The sequence below is a fragment of the Paraburkholderia lebeckiae genome (assembly GCF_050436225.1).
Classification (GTDB): domain Bacteria; phylum Pseudomonadota; class Gammaproteobacteria; order Burkholderiales; family Burkholderiaceae; genus Paraburkholderia; species Paraburkholderia tuberum.
In genome coordinates this window covers 211,333-232,718 of the sequence record NZ_JBNDLU010000003.1, presented here as the reverse complement: position 1 = coordinate 232,718, position 21,386 = coordinate 211,333, and the positions used below count along the sequence as shown (strand labels likewise).

The window sequence follows — 21,386 nt, the reverse complement described above, 5'->3', positions numbered from 1 at the left end:
GATGCAAGCCGGATTCAGCGGTTTGACGACTGTTCGCGCAGGTAGGCCTGGGCTTCCGCCTCCGTCTCATAGACATAAGGTGACAGCCCGCGCCGCGTAAGGGCCCCACCGAGCTTGGCGCGCATGAAAGCGCTGGTAGTGAAGCGCGTTACGCCGAGATAATAGCGCTGCACCATATCCTCGACCATTTCGACATACGCGTCCTCCAGCGCGGGGTCCAACACGAAACCCTCGTAGTTCACCACTGCATAAACCTTGTGGTCCAGTGGTTCGCAGACGCGCCATACCTGAGTCCGGATCGCCGCGATGTCGTCGGGACGCTTCACCTCGAGGCGCGCGAAATTGAGAAACATGATGTTCTTGTCGTCGTCGTAGATGAAGCGCGCTTCCAGCGGCAGTCGCAAAATATTCGAGCGCAGGCCCATCGGTTCAGGCAGGAAAATCCGCTCGTCCATCTGCGTCGGCGAACGCAGGATCGGTGCGAAGTCCATGTTGGCCAGAATATCGCGCTCGAGATAGACGCCCGGTGCGATCTCGATGAGTTCCATGCCCTCGGCGCCCAGTTCGAACACGCAACGCTCGGTGATGTAGAGGACCGGCTTGCCCATTGCCGCCGCATACGGGCCAGAGAACGTGCGATGCTCGACTTCCTCGATGAATTTCCTGGCCGTGCCGTCACGGTGGATATGCAGCTTGCCGTCGACGACCGAAATCTGGCTGTGGCCCGCCATGAAAGTGCCGACGAACACGACTTTCCTGGCATTCTGGCTAATGTTGATGAAGCCTCCGGCGCCGGGCAGGCGCGGCCCGAATCTCGACACATTGAGGTTTCCCATGCGATCGGCTTGGGCGAGGCCAAGAAAGGCGACGTCGAGCCCGCCGCCGTCATAGAAATCGAACTGGGCGGGCTGATCGATGATCGCCTGCGCATTGGTCGCCGCGCCGAAGTTCAAGCCTCCCGCTGGAATGCCGCCGATGACGCCGGGCTCGGTGGTCAGCGTCATCAGGTCGAGGATCCTTTCCTCGTTGGCGACGCTGGCGATGCCTTCGGGCATGCCGATCCCGAGATTCACCACGCTGTTTGGCTGGAGTTCCATTGCCGCGCGTCGCGCGACCACCTTGCGCTCACTCATCGGCATCGGCGCCACACTGCTCGCGGGGACCCGGATTTCGCCGGCGTACGCCGGACTGTATGGTGTGGCAAAGGTCTGCTGGTGGTTCTCGGGCGGCGCCAGCACGACGCAATCGACCAGCACGCCGGGGATCTTGACCTGTCGCGGATTGAGCGAGCCGCTTTCGGCGATGCGCTCCACCTGGACGATCACGAGGCCGCGGCAGTTGTGCGCGGCCATGGCGATCGCGAGAGCCTCCAGTGTCAGGGCTTCGCGCTCCATCGTCACATTGCCTTCCGGGTCGGCAGTGGTGCCGCGCACGATCGCGACGTTGATCGGGAAGGCCTTGTAGAACAAATATTCCTCGTCGCCTATCCGCATCAACTCGACCAGATTCTCGGTGGTGCGCTCGTTCAGTTTGCCACCACCGAAGCGCGGATCGACGAAGGTGCCGAGGCCGACCCGGGAGAGATGGCCTGGCTTTCCGGCCGCAATGTCGCGAAACAGGTGGCTGATCACGCCCTGCGGCAGGTTATACGCTTCGATCTGGTTATCCACCGCAAGCTGCTGTAGCTTCGGCACGAGGCCCCAGTGTCCACCGATGACGCGCTTGACGAGTCCCGGCGTCGCCAGGTGGTTCAGTCCGCGTTCCTTGCCGTCTCCCTGGCCGGCCGCATAGACTAGCGTGAGGTTGGCGGGCTTTGGGAGGGTGACTAACGTATCCTCGTCATGCGCCGTACAGAGTTCCTCGATGGCAATGGCGATGTCTTCGGCGAAGCCGATGCCGACGAAGCCGCCCGTCGCGACCGTATCGCCGTCGCGGATCAGGCGCACGGCATCGCGCGCCGACGTCACTTTGCCAGACGAGCGGGAAAGGATGGCCGGTGAAAGCGCCCCCGCGGTTGATTGCGTGCTCACGTTTCACCTCGCCTGATTCGAGCTCGACTGGCTAATAGGCGCCACCGGTATCAATGGTCAGATGGAGCATGTCGTCCTCGAGAATCCTGATGAAATGCTCGTCCTCCTGCAGGAGTTCCTCCAGCACGTCACTGTCGGAAAGCACGCCGATGACGCGCCCGGATTCGATCACAGGCAGGTGCCGGATCCGCCGGGTATGCATCGATGCGAGGCATTGGTCGCAGGTATGCTCGGGCGTCACATAAAGCACCTGGGTGGTCATAATGTCGCCAACCCTGGTGTTCGCGGCGTTGCGGCCAAGCACCTCGACCTTGCGGGCGTAGTCGCGCTGAGACAGCACGCCAACCAGATTGCTGCGCTGCAGCACCAGCACCGTCGTCACGTCCTTGTCGGCCATCAACTGCAACGCGTTCAGCACCGTGTCGTCGGGGCCCACTGAGATAACCTCCCGAGGGTTCCCGGACAGAATTTGCCGTGCTGTCTTCCTCTCCTTTTTCATGACCGCCTCCAGACAGAAAGGGGAGCATGTACGGACTACGCTTGATCAAAGCGAAATCGGAATACGGTCGTCCAGACCCCGCCAAGGCTGGCGATCTTTTCTTCTTCGTTGAATTGCAGTGTAGATCGCTTGACCTGAGTCGAACGGACATTTTCCGTTCCGTCGCTACGCCACTCGATGAGTCGAAGCGACGAGGCACCTGCCGCACGAGCGCGCCTTGCCCATTCGCAAGCGTCCGGCGCTAACTGTCGCCTCACCACCGCAGTCGCACCGGCAAACCCACAATCCATCGCCAGCGTATCGCTCGGTCGTCAGCTGGCCGAAAACCTCGCCGCTCTTCAGCGCAGGTGAACCCGGTCGCGACCGCCACACGCGACGCTGCTCACGGCAGCCGCAATCACGCACTGCACCGCTCTCTACCGTCTTCAGGGCGGAAGTCACATGGCCGCCGCATCGGCATCGCCAGAGCCACACGTCCGCGCCGCAATATTGAAGCGCGACGAGATCGCCAAAGGCGCGACCAGCGACATCGCGACTTGGCGGAAAGGGCCATCGAGGCTGCAAGGGGCGGCGGGTACGTTTGTTCACAGCAAGCAAAATGGGGTGCGGCGTCGTGTTCTCAAGCATACCTGCGCCTTTGGTTCGGAGCGGGTCGACGCTTCGATCAGCTTATAACCGTTGTGTGGTATTGCTCACACTTTGTTGCAATTAGCTGCAGGCGGCTAGAGTGCCCGCCCGGCAAGGCTTAGCGGCTCACGGCGAAACGTGGATACGGTTCCGCTTCCCGCAGCAGGGTGAAGATTTCAAACGCGGAACCGTTAAAGGACTCAACCAGTGGGGAACACACACCATGAAGATTGAATCCAGCAATTTTCCGCTCGCGGCTTCGCAGAACGGTCCGCAACGCGCAACGATCAACAGCGATGCGAAGGATACCGTCGAGTCCGCGCACCAGGTCAGCGCTGCGGGCACGCAGAATTCGACGGTTAATCTCTCGTCAGCGTTCGCGGTGCACACGTCCAGCGATTCGGATATCGACACGGCGAAGGTCGAGTCGATCAAGGCCGCCCTGCGTGACGGCAGCTACAAGGTCGATTCCGGAAAGATCGCCGACGGCATGCTAAGCACCGCGCGCGACCTGCTGCAAACGACTACTCGCTGACCGGCGGCTGAACGTAGCAATATCGACGGCGGATAAGCGACGGAGGCGCCAGCGCTGACAGCCGTGAAGGCGAGCCATTGGCTTCATTGTCGGTCCGCGTTCGGGGTGGCGGCACGCCTGCAATGCAGTGCATCGCAGGGAGAATTTTCGCTGCGGGCTTGTTCGAAAATTCTTCCCAAGACCCACCACCCGACTGCGGGAACGACGCCATTGCGCCGGTCTGCGTCGTTGCAAAGCGGTCGATGAAGACTCGTACGGCGTGATTGGCCGGCCGGGTGCCGGCCCGCCATGCCTACTGGACGATCTTTTTCGCTTCGTCGCGCCAGTAGTGTTGCTGGTTCCACCCAAGAAGGCGCTTGAGCTTCTCGTTGCTGAGCAAGGTCTCGAACTCGCCGAGCTGCTTTTTGAGCGGCACGCCGGGGTAGTAGCGACGGAGCAGTTCCGCGGTAGGTACGTCGGACGACACGTCGTCGGCCGCGACGTTCATCACCTGAAAGCCGAGGCCATCCTTTTCGATGGCAAGCCGGCACGCGCTCGCGAGATCGCGGCCGTCGATATAGCTCCACGCAATCCTCTTGCGCAGTGCTGGATCCTTGAGCCACGCCGGAAACTTCGCGTAGTCGTTGGGTTCGAGCACGTTGCCAATACGAAAGCAGTAAATGTCTGAGCCGGTGCGCGCGTGGAACGCCTTCGCCGTCACTTCGTTGATAACCTTCGACGTCGCGTAGCTGTCCATCGGGTTCACCGGGTATTCCTCGTCGAGCGGGAAGTACTCTGGACTGCGATCCCGGTGCGCGAAAACCATACCGTATGTGGTTTCGCTCGATGCCACGATCACCTTGCGGATGCCAAGCTTCGACGCTGCGTCGAGGATGTTGTACGTGCCCATCACGTTGATCCGGTAGACCTCGTTGTCGGGCGTGATCATGATGCGAGGGATCGCCGCAAAATGCACAATCGCGTCGATCGGCTTTGGTTCGAGGTCGTCGGCGAATTCTCCCGGCGCGGTGCTCGATGCCAGCGCATTGAATACCTGGCCCGCATCGGTGATGTCCGTAATCAACGTGCGCGCCGTGCGCGCCGCCATCGGCACGCGATCAAGATTCATCACCTCGTAGCCGTGCTCGACCAGGTTCTGAACCACCCATTTTCCGGCCAGGCCGCTGCCGCCGGTCACGATCACTCGCTTCGTCATGTGCTCCTCTTCTCCTGTTTTCCTACTTGTTTTAGCGCTTTTCCGCGCGTGTCGCGCGGCCTCATTCCATCATAGGATCGTTGCGCTCCGTGTCCTTGATTCGGCAGTAACAGTTCTGACATCGAGTTGTGCGGCTCCAACTGGCCGTCCTCTGCCCGATGTGGCCGGCTGGAGACGACGTTCAGGCGTTGATCCAGGCTCGCGCCTGTTCCAGCTCGTTGACGTGGAACACCTTGATTTCAGCCTTCGTAAAGAACCGGGCCAAATGCGTCGAGGCGCGAATCCAGCCCGCGTCGGCCACGACGGCGGCGCGCGTGACCTTGCGGGCGACGGAGACGCCGAGCGTCATGTCGGTCCATAGCGCCTTCGGCTCGATGCCGCTGAAATGCTCAATGCGTTCGAGCACGCGGGTCTTACCGTTCAGTTCAAGATCACCACGCATGCGCTCGATGGCTTCGCGCAGTTCGTGGTCGGTGATTTTGCCTTCGACGGATATTTCGATGACCGACGAATCGGGAACGGTGTGATACAGGATCATGGCAGGACCCTTGGCCAGAGAGACGTTACACGCTCAGGCACGGACGAGCCTAGCGTTCGACGGCGTACTCATGGTACCTCTTTCCACGCGCTCGGTTAGGCTACGAGCCGATCTTCCCCTGAGAGGCAGTCGAGGCCATCACGCTTGCGCCTTGCCGACAGGTTGACCTCACCCTCGGTCGCATGGACCTCGTCGAAGCAGCCCGGATGATCCGCGATGGCCTGCGCATAACGCTGGTGCGTGGCGGTTGCAAGCACGAGCGCACGGCCGGCCGCGAGCCGCGCCTTCAGGCCCGCTGCCACCATGCAGCAGCCAGACCGGCAGTTGCCAGCAGCGCAGCGGCGAGGCCTTCAGAAATGCCCGCATGCACTCGATCAGAACGTCGGAGCGCAACAGCGTGCCGTCGAGATCGACGACGAGCGGCCGGCCGCGATACGGCGTGATGGTCGCGTGGCTCACGACTGCGGCACGATCACGAACAGTTGGTAGGGACGCGCAGGCAACTCCCGTCCCCATGCGGTCTTGCTCACCTCGAGCGCAATCGGCGCTGCATGGCTTAGCGACGATGCCGTCGCGATGCAGCCCGAGTCGTCGCCACGGCACACAATCAGCGAGCCCTGGCGCGCGAAATCGGCGGATGTGAGCCAGGGCGTTGCCGCCGGCCAGTCGAGATCCCAGAAGCGGGCGCGGCCGCCGTCATAGAACACCATCGAAGCGGCCTCATGCGTCGAGCCCGCCACGATCGACAGCGGCTGGCTGGTGCGTTCGTGCCACACCGCCTGCGCGGCTGCCGCGAGTTCCGCGCGCGGCTCGGCCGCGTCGTCGGAATTGCGCCGCGCCCCTGTGTAGCCGACCACTGCCGATACCGCGAGCACCAGCGCCCAGTACACCGCCATGACCCGTATGGCACGCTGCGGCGCGAACTCGAAGCGGGCCTGCACGAGCACGGCAAGCCAGAGCGGCACCATTGCGAACCACTGCGCCATGCCCCAGACCGAGGCCATCTGCGTCTTGCCGATGACGGACAGCACGCCCACCGCGAACAGTGGCCCCAGCGCGAGCCACCAGAGATCCGGGTACGACGCGCTCCGAACAACGCTCAGCGCCATGAGCCGCGCAGCCCCGCGCGTGCGCACCATCAACAGCACGAAAACGAAACTGAGCGCGAGATAGCCGATCTGCGCGAGCGTGTAGATGCCAAAGCGCCCGACCGCGGCGAGAAGCGTGCCGCCGGTGCGTTGCGCGGCATACTCGAGCGTCGGGAAATGATTAACCATCATCCAGTGTACGTGCGGGGCCAGCACGGCGACTCCCGCCGCCACCGCGAGCAGCGAATCGAGGCTGACGAGGCGCGCACGCCATGCGGGACGCGCGAGCAATGCCAGCAACAGCCCGAGCAGCAGCACGATCGTGAAGTACTTGCCCAGCACGGCAAGCGCCGCGCACGCCCCGAGACCGAGCGCCGCGCCGCTGCGCGCGAGGCGGCTGCCCGGCTGCACGTAGCGGACGAAAAAGTAGGCGGTCCACGGCCAGACCGACAGCAGGATCGCGTTCGGATTGAATTTGATGGCGAGATTCGAGTAAAGCGGCGAAACCGCCATCGCAAGCCCGGCGATGATCGCGATCTGGCGCGGCACGAAGCGCCCGGCGAGCGCGACGATCCCGGCCAGGCCGACCAGCACGTTCACCGCCGACAGCGCGAAATACGCGAGATCGGTATGCGGGAACACGCTGAACCAGGCCGCTGCGACCCACGACGAAAGCGGCGGGTGCTTCGCGTAACCGGCCTGCCACTCGATGCCCCAGACATAGGTCTCGACCATGTCTCCCTGGATGTCGAGATTGCCGCGCGCGAGCCAGGCGGCCAGCGTCCAGACCAGTGCGTGGAAGGGTAACAGCCAGCCGAGTGATGCGATGCCTGCGGCGGCGGGTTTGTCGGAGGCAGAGGCGAGCGACGTGGGATTCGAAAGCTGGGTCGACATTAAACCTTTGGGTCTGTGTGCCGCCGTACCGGGCAGCGTTTTGGCCCGGCATTGTAATATGAGCTTACCGAGGAGGGGTGCGATCCTGACAGACTGCCCGGCAACCCATGGCGCCCGATCAAATTAAAAAGGCTTTGATGAAGGACGTTCGCGGCGAAAATTGACCCGTGAGGTCAGGCCGGAGAGCCGATTTTCTTGACGCGGCGCTCAACTCGGCCGCAATCAACACCTTTGCCGGCTGCATGCTGGAAGCAATCGATTCCACGCTTCCGGTTGATATCGAGAAAGCGCCGAGCAATTGCAGATGCGCTTGAGGAAGCTCTGAGCTGGGCGTGGGTCGTAGCAACCCTGACACAAGCCGCGCAACCGTCGCCAGTGTTCCAGTGGATCCGATGGCGAAAAGCGGCGCGTGACGCGCGATAGCGCGTCTCGAAGTCGCAATTCTTTGAGCGCGACGTGTACCGACGGGTCATGCGCGACGGATTCGACCGGCCGATGCAATAGTTTGCTGGCATCGTTCGGCTGGGGCCCCGTGTTTTGCTGCAAAACGCGTCGCCGTCAGTCGCAAAGCAGCCCCACCATCGGAATCGCTGGGGTTCGTCCCGCGATCAGGTCCGCCGTGATTCGAGCCGATCCGTGTGACATGGTCCAGCCGATATGACCGTGACCGGTATTCAGATAAAGATTGCGATACTTCTTGCGCCCAAGAAACGGCAAGTTCGTCGGCGTCATCGGCCTGAGACCGGCCCACATTTCGGCGCGATCGTAGTTGGCGCCGGCCGGGTAGAGTTCTTGTGTCACGCTCTTCATAAACGCAAAATCAGAAGGCTTATGGCTCGTGTCGTAGCCAGCAAACTCCGCCGTTGCGGTGACCCGGATCCGGTCGCCGAAGCGCGAGATTGCGACCAGGTTGTGCTCGTCGACCACTGCGATCGAGGGTGGCAAGGGCCGGCCATCGATCGGAATCGTGAGGGAGTATCCCTTGATCGGATAGATCGGAAGATCGATGCCGATCTGTCGGCCAAGAACCGGACTATAGGGGCCAAGGGCGAGCACATACGCGTCGGCTTTTACAAGGCCGCGACTCGTTCTTATGCCCACCACGTCCTGCCCAGCGGTTTCGAAGCCGTCGATGGTGGTGTCCGTCAGAAGCGTACCGCCACGCGCGACAATCTTTTCCGCAAGGGCGCGGGTGAACTTCGCAGGGTCTCCGGTCTCATCGGTCGGGCAGTAAATGGCACCCGCTATCCTGTCTTTTGCCGAAGCCAGCGACGGGTCGAGTGCGACGACCTGATCGCGGCTGAGAACCATGATGACTTGCCCATCGGATTCCAGCAGCTTCATATGTTCGACTCCGCGATCCTGCGCTTCCTGAGTCCGATGAAAATACAGAATTCCGCGGTCATTTCGATCGTATTCAATGGCGTCCTCGGCGATCACATTCTGTAGCACGCGTTGCGAGTACGCGGCAAGCCGATGCTTGAGCAGGGTATTGCGGCGTGCCTTCTCTGATGTGCATTCCATCAGGAAACGCCACGACCAGCTGTAAAGCCTGGGATCTGCCGAGAACTTGAAGCGCAACGCCTGATCTTTCAGCACCAGCGATTTGAGCAGAATCATGGGCGCTTTGGGCGAGGACCAGACAAAGGAATGCCCGGGCGCGATCATGCCCGCGTTACCCCAACTGGTTTCCGATGCGACTAAAGGCTGCCGCTCGACGATCACGACCTCATGGCCATCCTTCTGCAACTGGTACGCGGTTGTCACACCGACTACCCCGCCACCGAGCACGATAACTTTCATGATGTCCTCAGATACAAGGGGGCCGGCGGGCATTCAAGGCAGCGCGGTCTCGCTCCGGCTTTTGTGCTGCGCCACCATCGATTCCTGCTGGACAGGAGGCACCAGTCTCACTTCCATTGCGGCTGATTCAGCACCATTCCGTGCTGCCCTTTGTAGGCAGCCACAGCCGGCGGCGTCCACCCATCCAGCATCCGTGGCGCGAGTTGCCAGACCTCGATGCCAAGCGGCCGGCACACTTCCAGCGGATCGCGTGCGTCGGGTCCCCACATCGGCACTGACAGATCGCCGCCCGGACAGGTCGACAGCGCGCACAGCAAATCGATCTCCGCGAAGAATTCGAGGTAATCGCCTTTCTTTGCCGGACACGCCTTCATGAAGTATTTGTCCTCGAGATTCAGGCCGGTGCACTGGAACACGTTGAGCACGTCGTGGACGTCGTACTCAGTCAATCCATACGGGGCAATGGCGCGCGTCAGGTTAGAGTGGCAGTGAAAATGAAAATCCTCGCCGGTCAGCATGCGGTTCACGTAGGGGTCGCAGCGCGTGCCGAGCAGATCGTGGACACGGCCGCCGTGCTCGTCGACGCCGTAGCCTGCGAGACTGTCATCCGTGATGGTTACCATCGGACGCAGGAATGGCAGCGTCGACCACAGACGGTCGAACGTGCTCACGTGCGCCTGCTGCAACTGGCGCGTGCGCGACGCCCACATGCGCTCGCGCGGGTTGTGCCGGTTCCACATGTTCAGGTCGGCAACCTGCGGGCCTTCGATCGTGACAATGCGAAACACGTGGCCGGCCGGCACGGTCCACGCTTGCCCCGAGCGGATCGGCACGACGATCGATTCGACCAGCGTGCGGGTGTCGTGCTGAGAGGCGATGCGCCGATAGAACGTCTTGTCGACGTCGAGCGCTGAGCCTTTGGTGGACTGATAGGCAGCAGGATAATTCAGCATGATGCATCTCCGTCGAACTCAGGCCGGCGCCGTGCCGCGACGAGGCGGCGTCGTCATCGCCCGGGCGACGCAGCACCGCAACGACCTTTTCCTTATCGATCTCTGACATGTTTTGCCTCCATGACGTCTGACCCGTTTCAGCCAATGTCGATTGCCCAGTTGGCGGGTTACTCTGCCGAGATGGCACTGCCGCCCAGATAGGCAGCGCGGACCCGGCTATCCTGAGCCAGCTCGCGGGCGGACCCCGCGAGCGCAATGTGCCCACTTTCCAGCACGTAAGCCCGATGAGCGATCCGCAACGCCTGGCGGGCGTTCTGCTCGACGAGGAGAATCGAGGTGCCTTCGCGGCAGATGTCGGCGATCATGCCGAAGATCGCGCGGACCAGCTTCGGCGCGAGTCCCATCGACGGTTCGTCCAGCACCACGATACGCGGGCGCAGCATCAGGGCTCGGGCAATCGCCAGCATCTGCTGTTCGCCGCCGCTGAGTGTGCCTGCCAGCTGGCTGCGTCGCTCGCCGAGCCGCGGGAAAGTCGCATAGAGCTGATCCCTTCGCTGTTGCAATGCTGCACTGTCGCGCCGGATCAGATAGCCGCCGAGATGCAGATTTTCCTCCACCGTCAGCGCCCCGAAAATGCGCCGCCCCTCTGGCACATGACCCACACCCAGCGCCACGATCTGGTGTGCGCGCAAGCCCTTCAGGCGCTGGCCAGCCATCGCAATGTCGCCGGCGCGCGGCCGGATCAATCCGGAAATCGCCCGCAGTGTGGTCGTTTTTCCCGCGCCGTTGCTGCCGAGCAACGCGACGATCTCGCCCTCTGCGACGTCCAGCGAGATGCCGTGCAGCACTTCGACCGTCCCATAGCTCACACGCAGATCGCGGATTTCTAGGAGTCCCACAGCGATTTCTCCCCGGCGGTATCGTCGCTCGCCTCGTCCTTTTCGGCTGTGCCGAGATAGGCATCGATCACACGCGGGTCCGCCTGAATCGCGGCGGGCTGGCCCTCGGCGATGATGACGCCGTGGTCCATCACGATGATCCGGTCCGACACGCCCATCACCAGCATCATGTCGTGCTCGATCAGCAGCACCGTCACGCCATGATCCCGGATCCGCCGGATCAGTTCCATCAGCGCGCGTTTCTCGGTCGGGTTCATGCCTGCAGCCGGCTCATCGAGCAGCAGGAGGCGAGGGCTGCTGGCGAGTGCACGGGCGATCTCCAGCCTGCGTTGGTCGCCGTAGGGCAGATCGGCGGCGCGCTCGCCCGCCCTGCCGGCAAGACCGACGAAGGCGAGCCAGCGCAGGCCTTCGGTGGAATGGTCCGCCGCCTCGGCGCGCGCGGACGGCAACGCCAGAAGCTCGGCTGCGAGCGGTGTCCGAAGCCGATGGTCCATGCCGGTCAGGACGTTTTCGAAGGCCGTCATGTGGCCGAACAGGCGGATGCCCTGGAAGGTGCGCGCCATGCCTTGATGGACGATGCGGTGAGGCGCGCCGCCGGCAAGCCGTTCCCCGCACCAGACGATCTGGCCGCCAGTCGGGCGGATGACGCCGGTCAGGCAGTTGAACACGGTGGTCTTGCCGGCGCCGTTCGGACCGATCAGGCTCACGATCTCGCCGCTCCGCACCATGAAGTTGACACCGCCGACCGCCAGCACGCCACCGAAGCGGCGCTGCATGTCGCGCACCTCCAGCAGGATCTCCTCGGTGACGGCGTGATCGGGCACAGGGACGCGATCGGCGTCAGCGCCCTTGCGCGGCGGCGCGACGCGGCGCAACGCCGCTGGCCACAACCCCTGCGGCCTTAGCAGCATCAGGATCACGAGCCCGATCGCGAAAGCGAAGATGCGCCAGAGGTTGAGGAAACGCAGAATCTCCGGCAGGCCGGCGACGATGATGGCGCCGAGGAGCACACCGGGAATGCTGCCCCGGCCGCCGAGCACGACGACAATCAGGATCGTGACGGACTGCAGATAGGTGAAGCCGGTCGGATCGATGGTGCCGAAGCGGGCGGCGAACAGGCTGCCGCCCAGGCCGCCGATCAGCGCGCCCATCACATAGGCAAGCAGCTTGACGCGCAGCGTCGGCACGCCGACGGCCTCGGCGGCTGCCTCGTCCTCGCGGATGCTGGTCCAGGCGCGGCCCAGCCGCGACTGGCCGAGCCGGATGGCGAACACCAGCACCAGCACGAGGAACGCCATGCCCAGTTCGTAGAGCGCTAGCGGCGAACTGATCTCGAAACCGAACAGGCTCGGGCTCGCGATTCCGAAGATGCCGTTCGGGCCGCCCGTGATGTCGAGATTGGTGGCGACGATACGCGTGATTTCGCCGAACCCCAGCGTGACGATCGCCAGATAGTCGCTGCGCAGGCGCAGGGTGGGATAGCCGATGACGATGCCCGATACCCCGGCGAACGCCAGACTGAACGGCAGCGTCTCCCAGAACGAGAAGTGCAGCAGGGTTTCCAGCAACGCCGTTGTGTATGCGCCGATCGCGAAGAAGGCCGCGTAGCCCAGATCGAGCAATCCGGCATAACCGACTACGATGTTCAGCCCAAGACCCAGGATCGAATAGGTGACGATGGTCAGGCCGACATCGACGACATAGTTGCCGGCGACAGCGGGCAGCGCCACCGCGGCGGCCAGCAGCACACCGCCGACAGGCTTGGCCCAACGCGCGGAAGCCTGACTGGCGCTCATGGACTACATTCTCTCGACAACGCGTTCGCCGAACAGCCCGGTCGGCTTGATCACGAGAACGGCGATCAGTACGCCGAAGACGAACACGTCGGTCCATTGCGAAGAGACATAGCCCGCGCCGAAGGCTTCGAGCAGGCCAATCAGGATGCCGCCCGCCATCGCGCCCGGGATGTTGCCGATGCCGCCAAGCACGGCGGCGGTGAACGCGCGCAGGCCTAGCACGAAGCCCATGAAGAAATTGATCTGCGTGTAGTAAAGACCTTCCATGACGCCCGCCACGGCGGCCAGCACCGACCCGAGCAGAAAGGTGAGCTGGATCAGGCGTTCGACGTCGATGCCCATCAGACGTGCGGCGTCCTGATCGATTGCCAGCGCGCGCATCGCGGTGCCAAGGAAAGTGTGGTGAACGAAGAAATACAGTGCCAGCATCAGGGCCAGGCTCGTCACGATGATGCCGATCTGCGCGAAGGTGATCTGCACGCCGTGGAGTTCGAAGCCGGCCTGGCTCAGCACGTGCGGATAGGTGCGAAAACCCGCGCCATAGATCAGCAGCACCCCATTTTGCAGCGCCAGCGAGACGCCTAGCGCCGTAATCAGAATCGACAGCCGCGGCGCGCGCAGCAACGGCTGATACGCGAGCCGCTCGATCAGCAGGCCGAGCGCGCCTGTGACCGTCATTGCGGCCACAAGGGCGATCAGCAGTGCCAGGGCGAGCGGCAGATGCGCGGAGGCAAGAACCATCAGACCGGTCCAGCCGATGAACGCGCCGACCATGAACAGGTCGCCATGAGCGAAGTTGATCAGCCGGATGATTCCGTAGACCATCGTGTAGCCGAGGGCGACGAGCGCGTAGAACGAGCCGGTCGTCAGCCCTTCGATGACGAACTGGAAGAAGTCGCTCATGACGGGGGCGCGCGCGTAATGACGCCTACTTCATCGCCGCCCAATGTCCGCTCGCATCCTGCCTCTGGTAGGGCTCGAAGCTGTCGTTGTGCACGATGATGGTGATGTACACAGCTTTACTGCGGTCCCCCTTCGGATTGAAGGCAATCGTTCCGGTCGCGCCCGGGTAGTTCGAGATCTTGTGCAGAGCAGCCGTGATCGCGGCAGGCTGTGCCGATTTTGCATCCGCGATGGCTTTCGCCGTGACCCCGACAGCATCGTATTCATAGACCGAATACGGTCCCGGCGCTTGCCCGTAAGCCTTCGTATAGTCGTCAACGTAGGCGTGCGCGCCGCTCAGGAACTGCGCGAGCGGTGCCGTCGTGATGATCATGCCATCGGCGGCGGGACCAGCCGTCTTCATCAGCGTCGGATCATTGGTGGCGTCGCCGCCCATGAAGGTCATTTTCAGACCCAGTTGCCGCGCCTCCTTGACCAGCAGGCCGGCTTCGGAGAAATAGCCTGTGTAGTAGATCACGTCAGGCTTCAGTGAGGAGACCCGCGTGAGCGTCGGTGAATAGTCCATCTGTCCGGGCGTGATCGAATTGGCGTACACGACATCGACACCGTCCTTCTTCAGGGCTTGCACGGTGTTCTGGGCGAGGCCTTTGGAATAGGTCGTGTTGTCGTCGATCACCGCCACGTGCTTCGCGTGCAGAACGTCTTTCATGAAGTTTGCCGCGAATGGGCCCTGCTGGTCGTCACGGCCGATCGTGCGGAACACGTTGTCGTACCCCATCTCGGTCAGTTGCGGATTCGTCGACGCATCCAGCACGTAGGGAATCCCGGCGCGATGAAAGGTTGTCGATTCCGGCAGCGCCGCGCTGGAGCAATATCCGCCCGCTACCGCGACAACGCCCGCATCGACGAGTTTCTGTGCCGCCTGCACCGCGGTCTGCGCATCACATGCGTCGTCCTCGGGCACCAGCTCGATCTGCTTGCCGAGCACGCCACCGGCCGCGTTGATTCTGGCGGCGGCGAGCTTCGCGCCATTGACAATATCCGTGCCGGCATTGGCACTGCTGCCCGACAGCGGGACGGGCACGCCGATCTTGATGGTGGCGCCCTGGCTTAGCGCCGAACCGGGAGCCATGCCGACAAGCAGGGCCACGGCGGCCGCCATGCCCGCAAAGGTAGCTTGCCGCGAGCTCCGCTCTGCACCGGACCAGCCAATCGTCTGAGCAAACATGTTAGCGACTCCTTATTGTGAGAGGGATCGGACGATCCGCCACCCGGGTATACCGGTGACATCAGAATGCGGACGGAAATGGGGCGATTGCGTGTGATTCATACCCACCAGGTCAACGGCGTGACTGCTGGTTTCACCGGAGCGCTGACACTGACACTAAAGCGCTCCTTTCATGATAGAAGCCGGTTTGCGTTGGAACGGTATAGGGTATTTGCGTATAAACCATTACACAAAGGCGGCGGCAATCCTCTACCTTTAAGAGGCAGTGACGACAGAGACTCGCGAGCCCGAACGCGACATGACAGGACGACTCCGAAATGAGTGCGATTGCACAGCATGACGACGTGTACACGAAGCTCGACTTCAGGCTGGACGACGGCGTCTGCCGTCGTGCCGCGATTGGGCTCGTGGTGCTCGCCACCGATCATACGATTGAGCATGAGTGGCGGGGCTTGCTGACGCAGGACGGCGTGGCGTTCTACGAAAGCCGTGTGTATAACTCGGCGGACATCACGCCCGAACGGCTAGCGGAAATGGAGGACCGTATTGCACCGGCGGTCGCGCTGATCCGTCCGGCCGAGCGTATCGATGTGGTGGCGTTTGGCTGCACGTCCGCGTCGATGGTGATTGGGGAGGAAAAGGTGTTCGCGCGGATTCGCGAAGCGCGTGCGGACGCCGCGTGCACTACGCCGATCACCGCGGCGCTGGCGGCGCTTCGCGCACTAGGCGTCCAACGTACGGCCCTGCTTACTCCCTATGTGCGTTCGATCAACGAATACATGCGCGACTATATCGAGTCGCGTGGGCACGGCATTGCGCGCATGGCGTCGTTCGAGCATGCGAACGATAACGAAGTGGCGCGGATCGATGCGGCGTCATTGCGAACCGGTGTTGAGCGACTTGCGCGCAATCGTGACGTGGACGCGATTTTCGTATCGTGCACGAGCTTGCGCATCGCCGGGTTGATTCCGGAGCTGGAGGCGGCGATCGGCAAGCCGGTGATATCGAGCAACTACGCGATGGCGTGGCACGCGTTGCGGCTCGCCGGCGTGGGAGATTGCGAGCCTCATCTTGGGCGGCTGTTTGCGCTGTGACGTTGTACCTTGAAACGCGACGCAGCGCGACGGGGCGACCATGCGGCGATCGACACCGAGGCCATGTTCCAGACATTGACGCGCACCATAGATCCGGCAGGCGCGTCGGATGAACCGCCGCAGGTATCGCTCATCGAAGCGTCTGCGCGGCGGCAGGACTACTACGACTGCCCGTCATTTCCCAGCATAGTTCGACGACATGCCGGCGCGCCGCAATGACACGCGTACTGGGCGCGAATGTCGTCGGTGACCGCGCCGTCCACTGACAGACCGTAGTTGATGAAAAGCTCTTCCCCGGGCGCGATCGTGGCGAGCGCATGAATGAACACCCGGTCGCCCGTTTCGATGGCCTCGCAGTTGGGGGCGCACGCATGGTTCAGAAAGCGGGCGCTGTTGCCGCCGCGGCTGCCGTCGATCACTCGTCCGTTGGACAGCCCAAACACGAACGTGTGGCCCGCGTCGGCTCGCTGACGGGCGGCGGCGCGCCGCCAGCTGGTCACTTCCCCCTTGTACTCGATCACCCGTTCGCCCGCGGCGATCGGCTGCAGGGCGAACAGTCCCATGCCATGCACTGGTGAGCGTCGTGCGGTGATGCGTCGCAATCGCATGTTGTAGTTTCCTTCAACTCTCGGTCGTTGCATGTGGTTTAGCGGCGATGCGAAGCATATCGCCACACACTCAGGCGCTCAATATTTTTCTTTTTAAAAGCGCAACTAACGGCCAAGGACGGGCCGCGCCAAGGGTTCCGGCTTTGCCGCAACGAGGCTGGCAACGGTCGACGGTTAGCGGGAGCTCATCAAGTCGCATGTCCAAGGCATCACGCTGGCACAACAGTCGGCTCAGGCAAACGAGCGGCTAGCCGCCGCTGCGCGCTTGCGCAACCAGTTCATGCAGGCGAACAGGGCGATGGCGAACGCCATCAGCAGTGTGGCCACGGCAAGGATCGACGGGTCGATCTGGTCACGGATGCCACTCCACATCTGTCGCGGCACGGTGCGCTGCTCGGGACCGCCAATGAACAGAATGACGATCACTTCGTCGAACGACGTCGCGAATGCGAACACACTGCCCGTCGCGACGGCGGGCGTGATCAGCGGAAGCGTGACGCGACGAAATGCGACCCACGGCTGCGCGCCCAGGCCCGACGCAGCGCGAAGCAGGCTTTGATCGAACGACAGCAGCGAAGCCGTCACGGTGATCACCACGAAGGGCGTACCGAGCGCGGCATGCGCAAGCACGACGCCGAGATACGAATTGACCAGGCCGAGCGGCGAAAAGACCAGATAAAACCCTGCCGCGACGACAACGATAGGCACGATCATCGGCGACACGATGATCGGCATGATGATCGAGCGGTAAGGAAACTGCGTGCGGCTCAAGCCGAGCGCGGCGAGCGTGCCGAGCACCGTCGCGATCAGCGTCGACGCCGCGCCGATGCCGATGCTGTTCGCAAACGCGCGTTGCCAGTCCGGCGAACTCAGCGCCTGCGCGTACCAGCGCAGCGAGAAGCCCTGCATCGGGTAGGAGAAGAACGAGCCGGAGTTGAACGACAGCGGCACGATCGCGAGGATCGGCGCGACGAGGAAAAAGAAAATGAGCGCGCAATGCACACGTAGTCCCGCGCCCGCGATGCGTTCCGAGAGTAGCTGGGTTCGTCCGTCTTTCATCTGAGTCTGCCTGTTAGCGTCGGTTGCGCGGCGCGTTAGCCGAAGCGCAAGCGGTCGATACCGACCAGCCGGTTGAAGATGAAATAGAACACCGCCGTGAATGCGATCAGATAGCACGACAACGCACCCGCGAGTCCCCAGTTGAGCCGATCGTTGGTCTGCGACGCGATCAGCTGGCTGATCATTTCGTCGCCGGCGCCGCCTAGCAGGGCGGGGGTGATGTAATAACCGAGCGCGAGCACGAACACGAGAAAACATCCCGCGCCGACACCCGGCAGCGTTTGCGGAATATACACTCGCACGAAGGCCACAGCCGGATGCGCGCCGAGGGATTTCGCCGCGCGCATGTACACGGGCGGGACACCTTTCATCACCGAAAAGATCGCGAGGATCATGTACGGCAGCAGGATATGTGTCATGCCGATCAACACACCCGTGCGATTGAAAATCAGCGGCAACGGATGATTGATGAGCCCAAAGCGGAGCAACGCGCTGTTGATCACACCACCTGGTTGCAGCAGCACATACCACGCGGTGGTCCGCACCAGCAGCGAGGTCCAGAACGGTACGATCACGAAGAGGATCAGCCGGTTGCTCTGGTTCTCCGGCAGTGTCGCGAGCAGATACGCCACGGGATAACCCAGCACCAGGCACAGCAGCGTGACCGTCGCACTGATCGTGACCGTGCGTCCGAAGGCCGCGCGGAAGATGGCGCTGTCCGCCGCGACGGACGTCACTGAGCCATCAGGTGCGACTTGCGCGTCGACGGCGTTCAGCAAATAGTCGGGCGTGGGCGAGATCGACGCACGCTTGAGCAGACGCCAGGTTTCCGGTGCGCTCCAGCGTTCGTCCAGATCGATCAGGGCGGGCTTCCATTGCGCGGGAGTTTCCGAACGTGTCGCACGCGCCGTCTTGAAGAGCAGGCTGCGGAACTCCGGTTGATAGAAGTTCATGCGCCGCGCGATATTGCCGAGCTGGCCAGATTCGCTGGCGTCCTTCAGGTCGTGCGCGAGTGCGGCAAAGGCCGGTTCGCCGGGTACGCCCGCACCGTCCCATCCGGCCAGCGCCGCGCTCAACTGCGGCATGCCGGCGCGCACTTCAGGGTTTCGCACGCTGCGCGCGAGCAGGCTCGCGATCGGCGCGACGAACGTCACCAGCAGAAAGATGAGCAACGGCAAAGCCAGCAACAAGGCGCGCATCGCGGCCTTGCGGCGCGCGGCGCGGAACGACTCGCGGTTCGCGGCCTGCGGATCGCGGCCAAAAGAGGCAGTGGATGGCAGCGGCGTGTTCATCGTGCTCGATCTCTCTGGTGACGTTCGTTCGACTTGGCGCTACTGCGTCAGCCAGTTCTGGAACCGCTTGTTGATCGCGTCCGCGTTATCGGCCCAGAACGTCGCGTTGATTTGCAGCGGACGCTTGAAGTTCTCCGGTGCCGTCGGCAGATCGTTCAGACGCGCCTTGTCGATCAGCGGAATGGCGTCCTTGCGCGGCGGCGCGTAGGCGATGTACTTCGACAGGTCCGCATAGGCCTGCGGAGTCGAGGATGCGACGATGAACTTCCGCGCCGCGTCGGCATGCTTCGCGCCGTTGACCACGGCCCACCATTCGTAGTCGTACACCTGCGCATCCCAGACGATCTTGAAGGGCTTCTTGTCCTTGTGCACGGCGTCGTCGATGCGGCCGTTGTACGCCTGCGTCATCACAACCGCGCCGTCGGCGAGCAGTTGCGGCGCCTGCGCACCCGCCTCCCACCAGACGATGCTCGGCTTGATGGTGTCGAGCTTCTTGAACGCGCGATCGACGCCAGCCGGCGTGGAGAGCGTCTTGTACACGTCCTTGGGCGCCACGCCATCGGCTATCAACGCCCATTCCATCGCGACCTTCGGCGACTTGCGCATGCCGCGCTTGCCGGGGTACTTGCTGAGGTCGAAGAAATCGTTGATGGTGGTCGGCGCAGATTTCAGCTTGCTGGTGTCGTACGCATAGACGGTGGACCATACCATCGCCGCGACGGCGCAATCACTGATCGAGCCCGGCAGGAAATCGCTGGTATTGCCGAGCGCCTTTTTGTCGAACTTGGCGATGAGGCCTTCGTCGCACGCGGTGATTGCGTCGTTGGTTTCGAGGTCGATCAGATCCCAGGTCGGGTTCTTCGACTGTTCCATCGCTTGCAGCTTGGCAAGGCCGCCATCGTACGACTCGGTGGAGAACTGGTCGCCGGTTTTCGCGGTGAACGGTTCGAACCATGCTTTTTTCGCGGCGGCTTCGTACGCACCGCCAAAGGTGACGACGGAAATCGTATCGGCCGCGTGAACCGTGGCCGTGGCAAACACCCCGAGCGCGCACGCCGCGAATGTGGTCCGGAATAACGAGAGTGTGGTCTTCATTTCTAGTTGGCTCCTGCGATAAGTGGCGAGGCGGACGAGGGAACGGCAACAGTGGAATAGTCGGCGCCGCCGGACGCGGCGGCGGATTGCGGCGCGGCCGCCATTGCGGGCAGCACCTTGCAGTCGTCGCGCCGCCAGGTCACGGCGGTCTGACGGCCCAGTACGGGCAGATCATGGTGCTGTGTGTTCGGCACCTTGACCACCATGCTTTCGCCATGACCGAGCTTCAAATGCACGCGATGATGATCGCCGCAGTAGACGAGTTCCTCGACGAGCGCGTGCACGACGTTCATGTTCTGGCGTGTCGCTTCCTGCACGGCGTCCGGCGTCGCCGCGATGTGCGCGCGCTCGGGACGCAGCGCCAGCATCGCCGTGTCGCCCGACGCGAGCCCGGCGCCTGGTCGTCCGCACACGGTGCTGCCGTCGGCGAGCTGCATCGCAGCCCATTCCCCGCCGTCGGAATTGACGCGACCGGTCAGTCCATTGTTCTCGCCGACGAAATTGGCAACGAACGCATTCGCCGCGTTTTCGTAGAGTTCGGTCGGTGCGGCGGCCTGCTGGATGCGTCCATCGGAAAACACGGCGACGCGGTCCGACATCGTCAACGCTTCGTTCTGGTCGTGGGTCACGTAGACGATCGTCAGCGACAGTTCGCGATGCAGCCGCATGATTTCGTATTGCATGGTTTCACGCAGGCGCTTGTCCAGCGCGCCAAGCGGCTCGTCCATCAGCACCACGCTCGGCTCGAAAACCAGCGCGCGGGCAAGCGCAACGCGCTGCTGCTGACCACCCGACAGTTGCGACGGACGCCGCCCCGCCAGATGCGATAACTCCACCATGTCCAGCACGCGCGTCACGCGCGTTTTCTGTTCGCTACGGCTTATCTTGCGCACCGACAGCGGAAACGCGATGTTTTCGGCAATCGTCATATGCGGGAACAGCGCATAGTTTTGAAACACCATGCCGATATCGCGCCGATGCGGTGGCTTGTCGTCCAGACGCTTGCCGCCGAGGCGGATCTCGCCGCGCGTCGGCGCTTCGAATCCCGCGAGCATCATCAGTGTCGTGGTCTTGCCGGAACCGGACGGACCGAGCAGCGAAACGAATTCACCGTGCGCGACATCGAGATCGAGTCCCTCGACGACGCTATGCACGCCGTCGTATGACTTGCTGACGCCGTCGAACGAAATAAATGGTTGGCTTGACATGGGTAACTCGGCAGAGTGTTGGCGGTCCAAGTGGGGCGGCAA

The 21,386-nt window shown here is 62.8% G+C and carries 18 protein-coding genes and 1 pseudogene; 2 read left to right on the top strand and 17 right to left on the bottom strand.

From position 1 onward, the window contains the following. Positions 1-14: 14 nt before the first annotated feature. The gene (locus OKW45_RS35790; RefSeq protein WP_429473562.1) at positions 15-2,030 is read right to left on the bottom strand and encodes an acyl CoA:acetate/3-ketoacid CoA transferase; all 2,016 of its coding nucleotides are present in this window, start codon (positions 2,028-2,030) and stop codon (positions 15-17) included. A 31-nt stretch (positions 2,031-2,061) separates the two neighbouring features. Beyond that, complete coding sequence (locus OKW45_RS35785; protein ID WP_429473561.1) at positions 2,062-2,529, bottom strand: CBS domain-containing protein; 468 nt, start codon at positions 2,527-2,529, stop codon at positions 2,062-2,064. Between the two features lie 850 nt (positions 2,530-3,379). Here OKW45_RS35785 and flgM point away from each other — a divergent pair. Then, positions 3,380-3,691 carry a flagellar biosynthesis anti-sigma factor FlgM gene (gene flgM, locus OKW45_RS35780; RefSeq protein WP_429473560.1) on the top strand — a complete coding sequence of 104 codons (312 nt, stop codon included), beginning with the start codon at positions 3,380-3,382 and terminating at the stop codon, positions 3,689-3,691. Positions 3,692-3,983: 292 nt separating this feature from the next. Here flgM and OKW45_RS35775 read toward each other — a convergent pair whose 3' ends face one another. From OKW45_RS35775 to OKW45_RS35730, 10 genes and pseudogenes are all read right to left on the bottom strand, one after another. Then, a complete protein-coding gene (locus OKW45_RS35775; RefSeq protein ID WP_187615598.1) occupies positions 3,984-4,886 on the bottom strand; it encodes an NAD-dependent epimerase/dehydratase family protein in 903 nt (300 codons plus the stop codon). Between the two features lie 181 nt (positions 4,887-5,067). Beyond that, the gene (locus OKW45_RS35770) at positions 5,068-5,424 is read right to left on the bottom strand and encodes a SpoIIAA family protein (protein WP_429473559.1); all 357 of its coding nucleotides are present in this window, start codon (positions 5,422-5,424) and stop codon (positions 5,068-5,070) included. Between the two features lie 113 nt (positions 5,425-5,537). After that, positions 5,538-5,883, bottom strand: a pseudogene (locus tag OKW45_RS35765) (UbiA family prenyltransferase); the annotation flags it as partial. Beyond that, complete coding sequence (locus OKW45_RS35760) at positions 5,880-7,406, bottom strand: glycosyltransferase family 39 protein (RefSeq protein WP_429473558.1); 1,527 nt, start codon at positions 7,404-7,406, stop codon at positions 5,880-5,882. The pseudogene OKW45_RS35765 and the gene OKW45_RS35760, both read right to left, overlap by 4 nt. Positions 7,407-7,964: 558 nt before the next feature. Then, positions 7,965-9,209, bottom strand: a complete 1,245-nt coding sequence (locus OKW45_RS35755; RefSeq protein WP_429473557.1) for a D-amino acid dehydrogenase — start codon at positions 9,207-9,209, stop codon at positions 7,965-7,967. A gap of 107 nt (positions 9,210-9,316) precedes the next feature. Beyond that, positions 9,317-10,162 carry an urea carboxylase-associated family protein gene (locus tag OKW45_RS35750; RefSeq protein WP_429473556.1) on the bottom strand — a complete coding sequence of 282 codons (846 nt, stop codon included), beginning with the start codon at positions 10,160-10,162 and terminating at the stop codon, positions 9,317-9,319. A gap of 167 nt (positions 10,163-10,329) precedes the next feature. Further along, positions 10,330-11,061, bottom strand: a complete 732-nt coding sequence (locus tag OKW45_RS35745; protein ID WP_429473555.1) for an ABC transporter ATP-binding protein — start codon at positions 11,059-11,061, stop codon at positions 10,330-10,332. Further along, positions 11,049-12,857 (bottom strand): branched-chain amino acid ABC transporter ATP-binding protein/permease, encoded by a 1,809-nt coding sequence (locus tag OKW45_RS35740; RefSeq protein WP_429473554.1) that lies wholly within the window; start codon positions 12,855-12,857, stop codon positions 11,049-11,051. The genes OKW45_RS35745 and OKW45_RS35740 overlap by 13 nt, the downstream gene beginning before the upstream one ends. Positions 12,858-12,860: 3 nt before the next feature. Continuing rightward, positions 12,861-13,760, bottom strand: coding sequence for a branched-chain amino acid ABC transporter permease (locus tag OKW45_RS35735; RefSeq protein WP_018422469.1), 900 nt, complete (start codon positions 13,758-13,760; stop codon positions 12,861-12,863). 25 nt (positions 13,761-13,785) lie between these two features. Then, on the bottom strand, positions 13,786-14,988 hold the full coding sequence (locus tag OKW45_RS35730; protein ID WP_429473553.1) for a branched-chain amino acid ABC transporter substrate-binding protein: 1,203 nt from the start codon (positions 14,986-14,988) through the stop codon (positions 13,786-13,788). Between the two features lie 317 nt (positions 14,989-15,305). On the opposite strand from OKW45_RS35730, the gene OKW45_RS35725 reads away from it, so the two are divergent. Next, positions 15,306-16,082, top strand: coding sequence for a maleate cis-trans isomerase family protein (locus OKW45_RS35725; RefSeq protein WP_429473552.1), 777 nt, complete (start codon positions 15,306-15,308; stop codon positions 16,080-16,082). A gap of 161 nt (positions 16,083-16,243) precedes the next feature. On the opposite strand, the gene OKW45_RS35720 is transcribed toward OKW45_RS35725, so the two are convergent. From OKW45_RS35720 to OKW45_RS35700, 5 genes are all read right to left on the bottom strand, one after another. After that, on the bottom strand, positions 16,244-16,690 hold the full coding sequence (locus tag OKW45_RS35720; RefSeq protein WP_429473551.1) for an SET domain-containing protein: 447 nt from the start codon (positions 16,688-16,690) through the stop codon (positions 16,244-16,246). 231 nt (positions 16,691-16,921) lie between these two features. Further along, on the bottom strand, positions 16,922-17,749 hold the full coding sequence (locus OKW45_RS35715) for an ABC transporter permease (protein WP_018422465.1): 828 nt from the start codon (positions 17,747-17,749) through the stop codon (positions 16,922-16,924). A gap of 35 nt (positions 17,750-17,784) precedes the next feature. Next, positions 17,785-19,041 carry an ABC transporter permease gene (locus OKW45_RS35710; RefSeq protein WP_429473550.1) on the bottom strand — a complete coding sequence of 419 codons (1,257 nt, stop codon included), beginning with the start codon at positions 19,039-19,041 and terminating at the stop codon, positions 17,785-17,787. 39 nt (positions 19,042-19,080) lie between these two features. Continuing rightward, positions 19,081-20,136, bottom strand: coding sequence for an ABC transporter substrate-binding protein (locus OKW45_RS35705; protein ID WP_429473549.1), 1,056 nt, complete (start codon positions 20,134-20,136; stop codon positions 19,081-19,083). 2 nt (positions 20,137-20,138) lie between these two features. Then, the gene (locus OKW45_RS35700) at positions 20,139-21,344 is read right to left on the bottom strand and encodes an ABC transporter ATP-binding protein (RefSeq protein WP_018422462.1); all 1,206 of its coding nucleotides are present in this window, start codon (positions 21,342-21,344) and stop codon (positions 20,139-20,141) included. Positions 21,345-21,386: the final 42 nt, after the last annotated feature.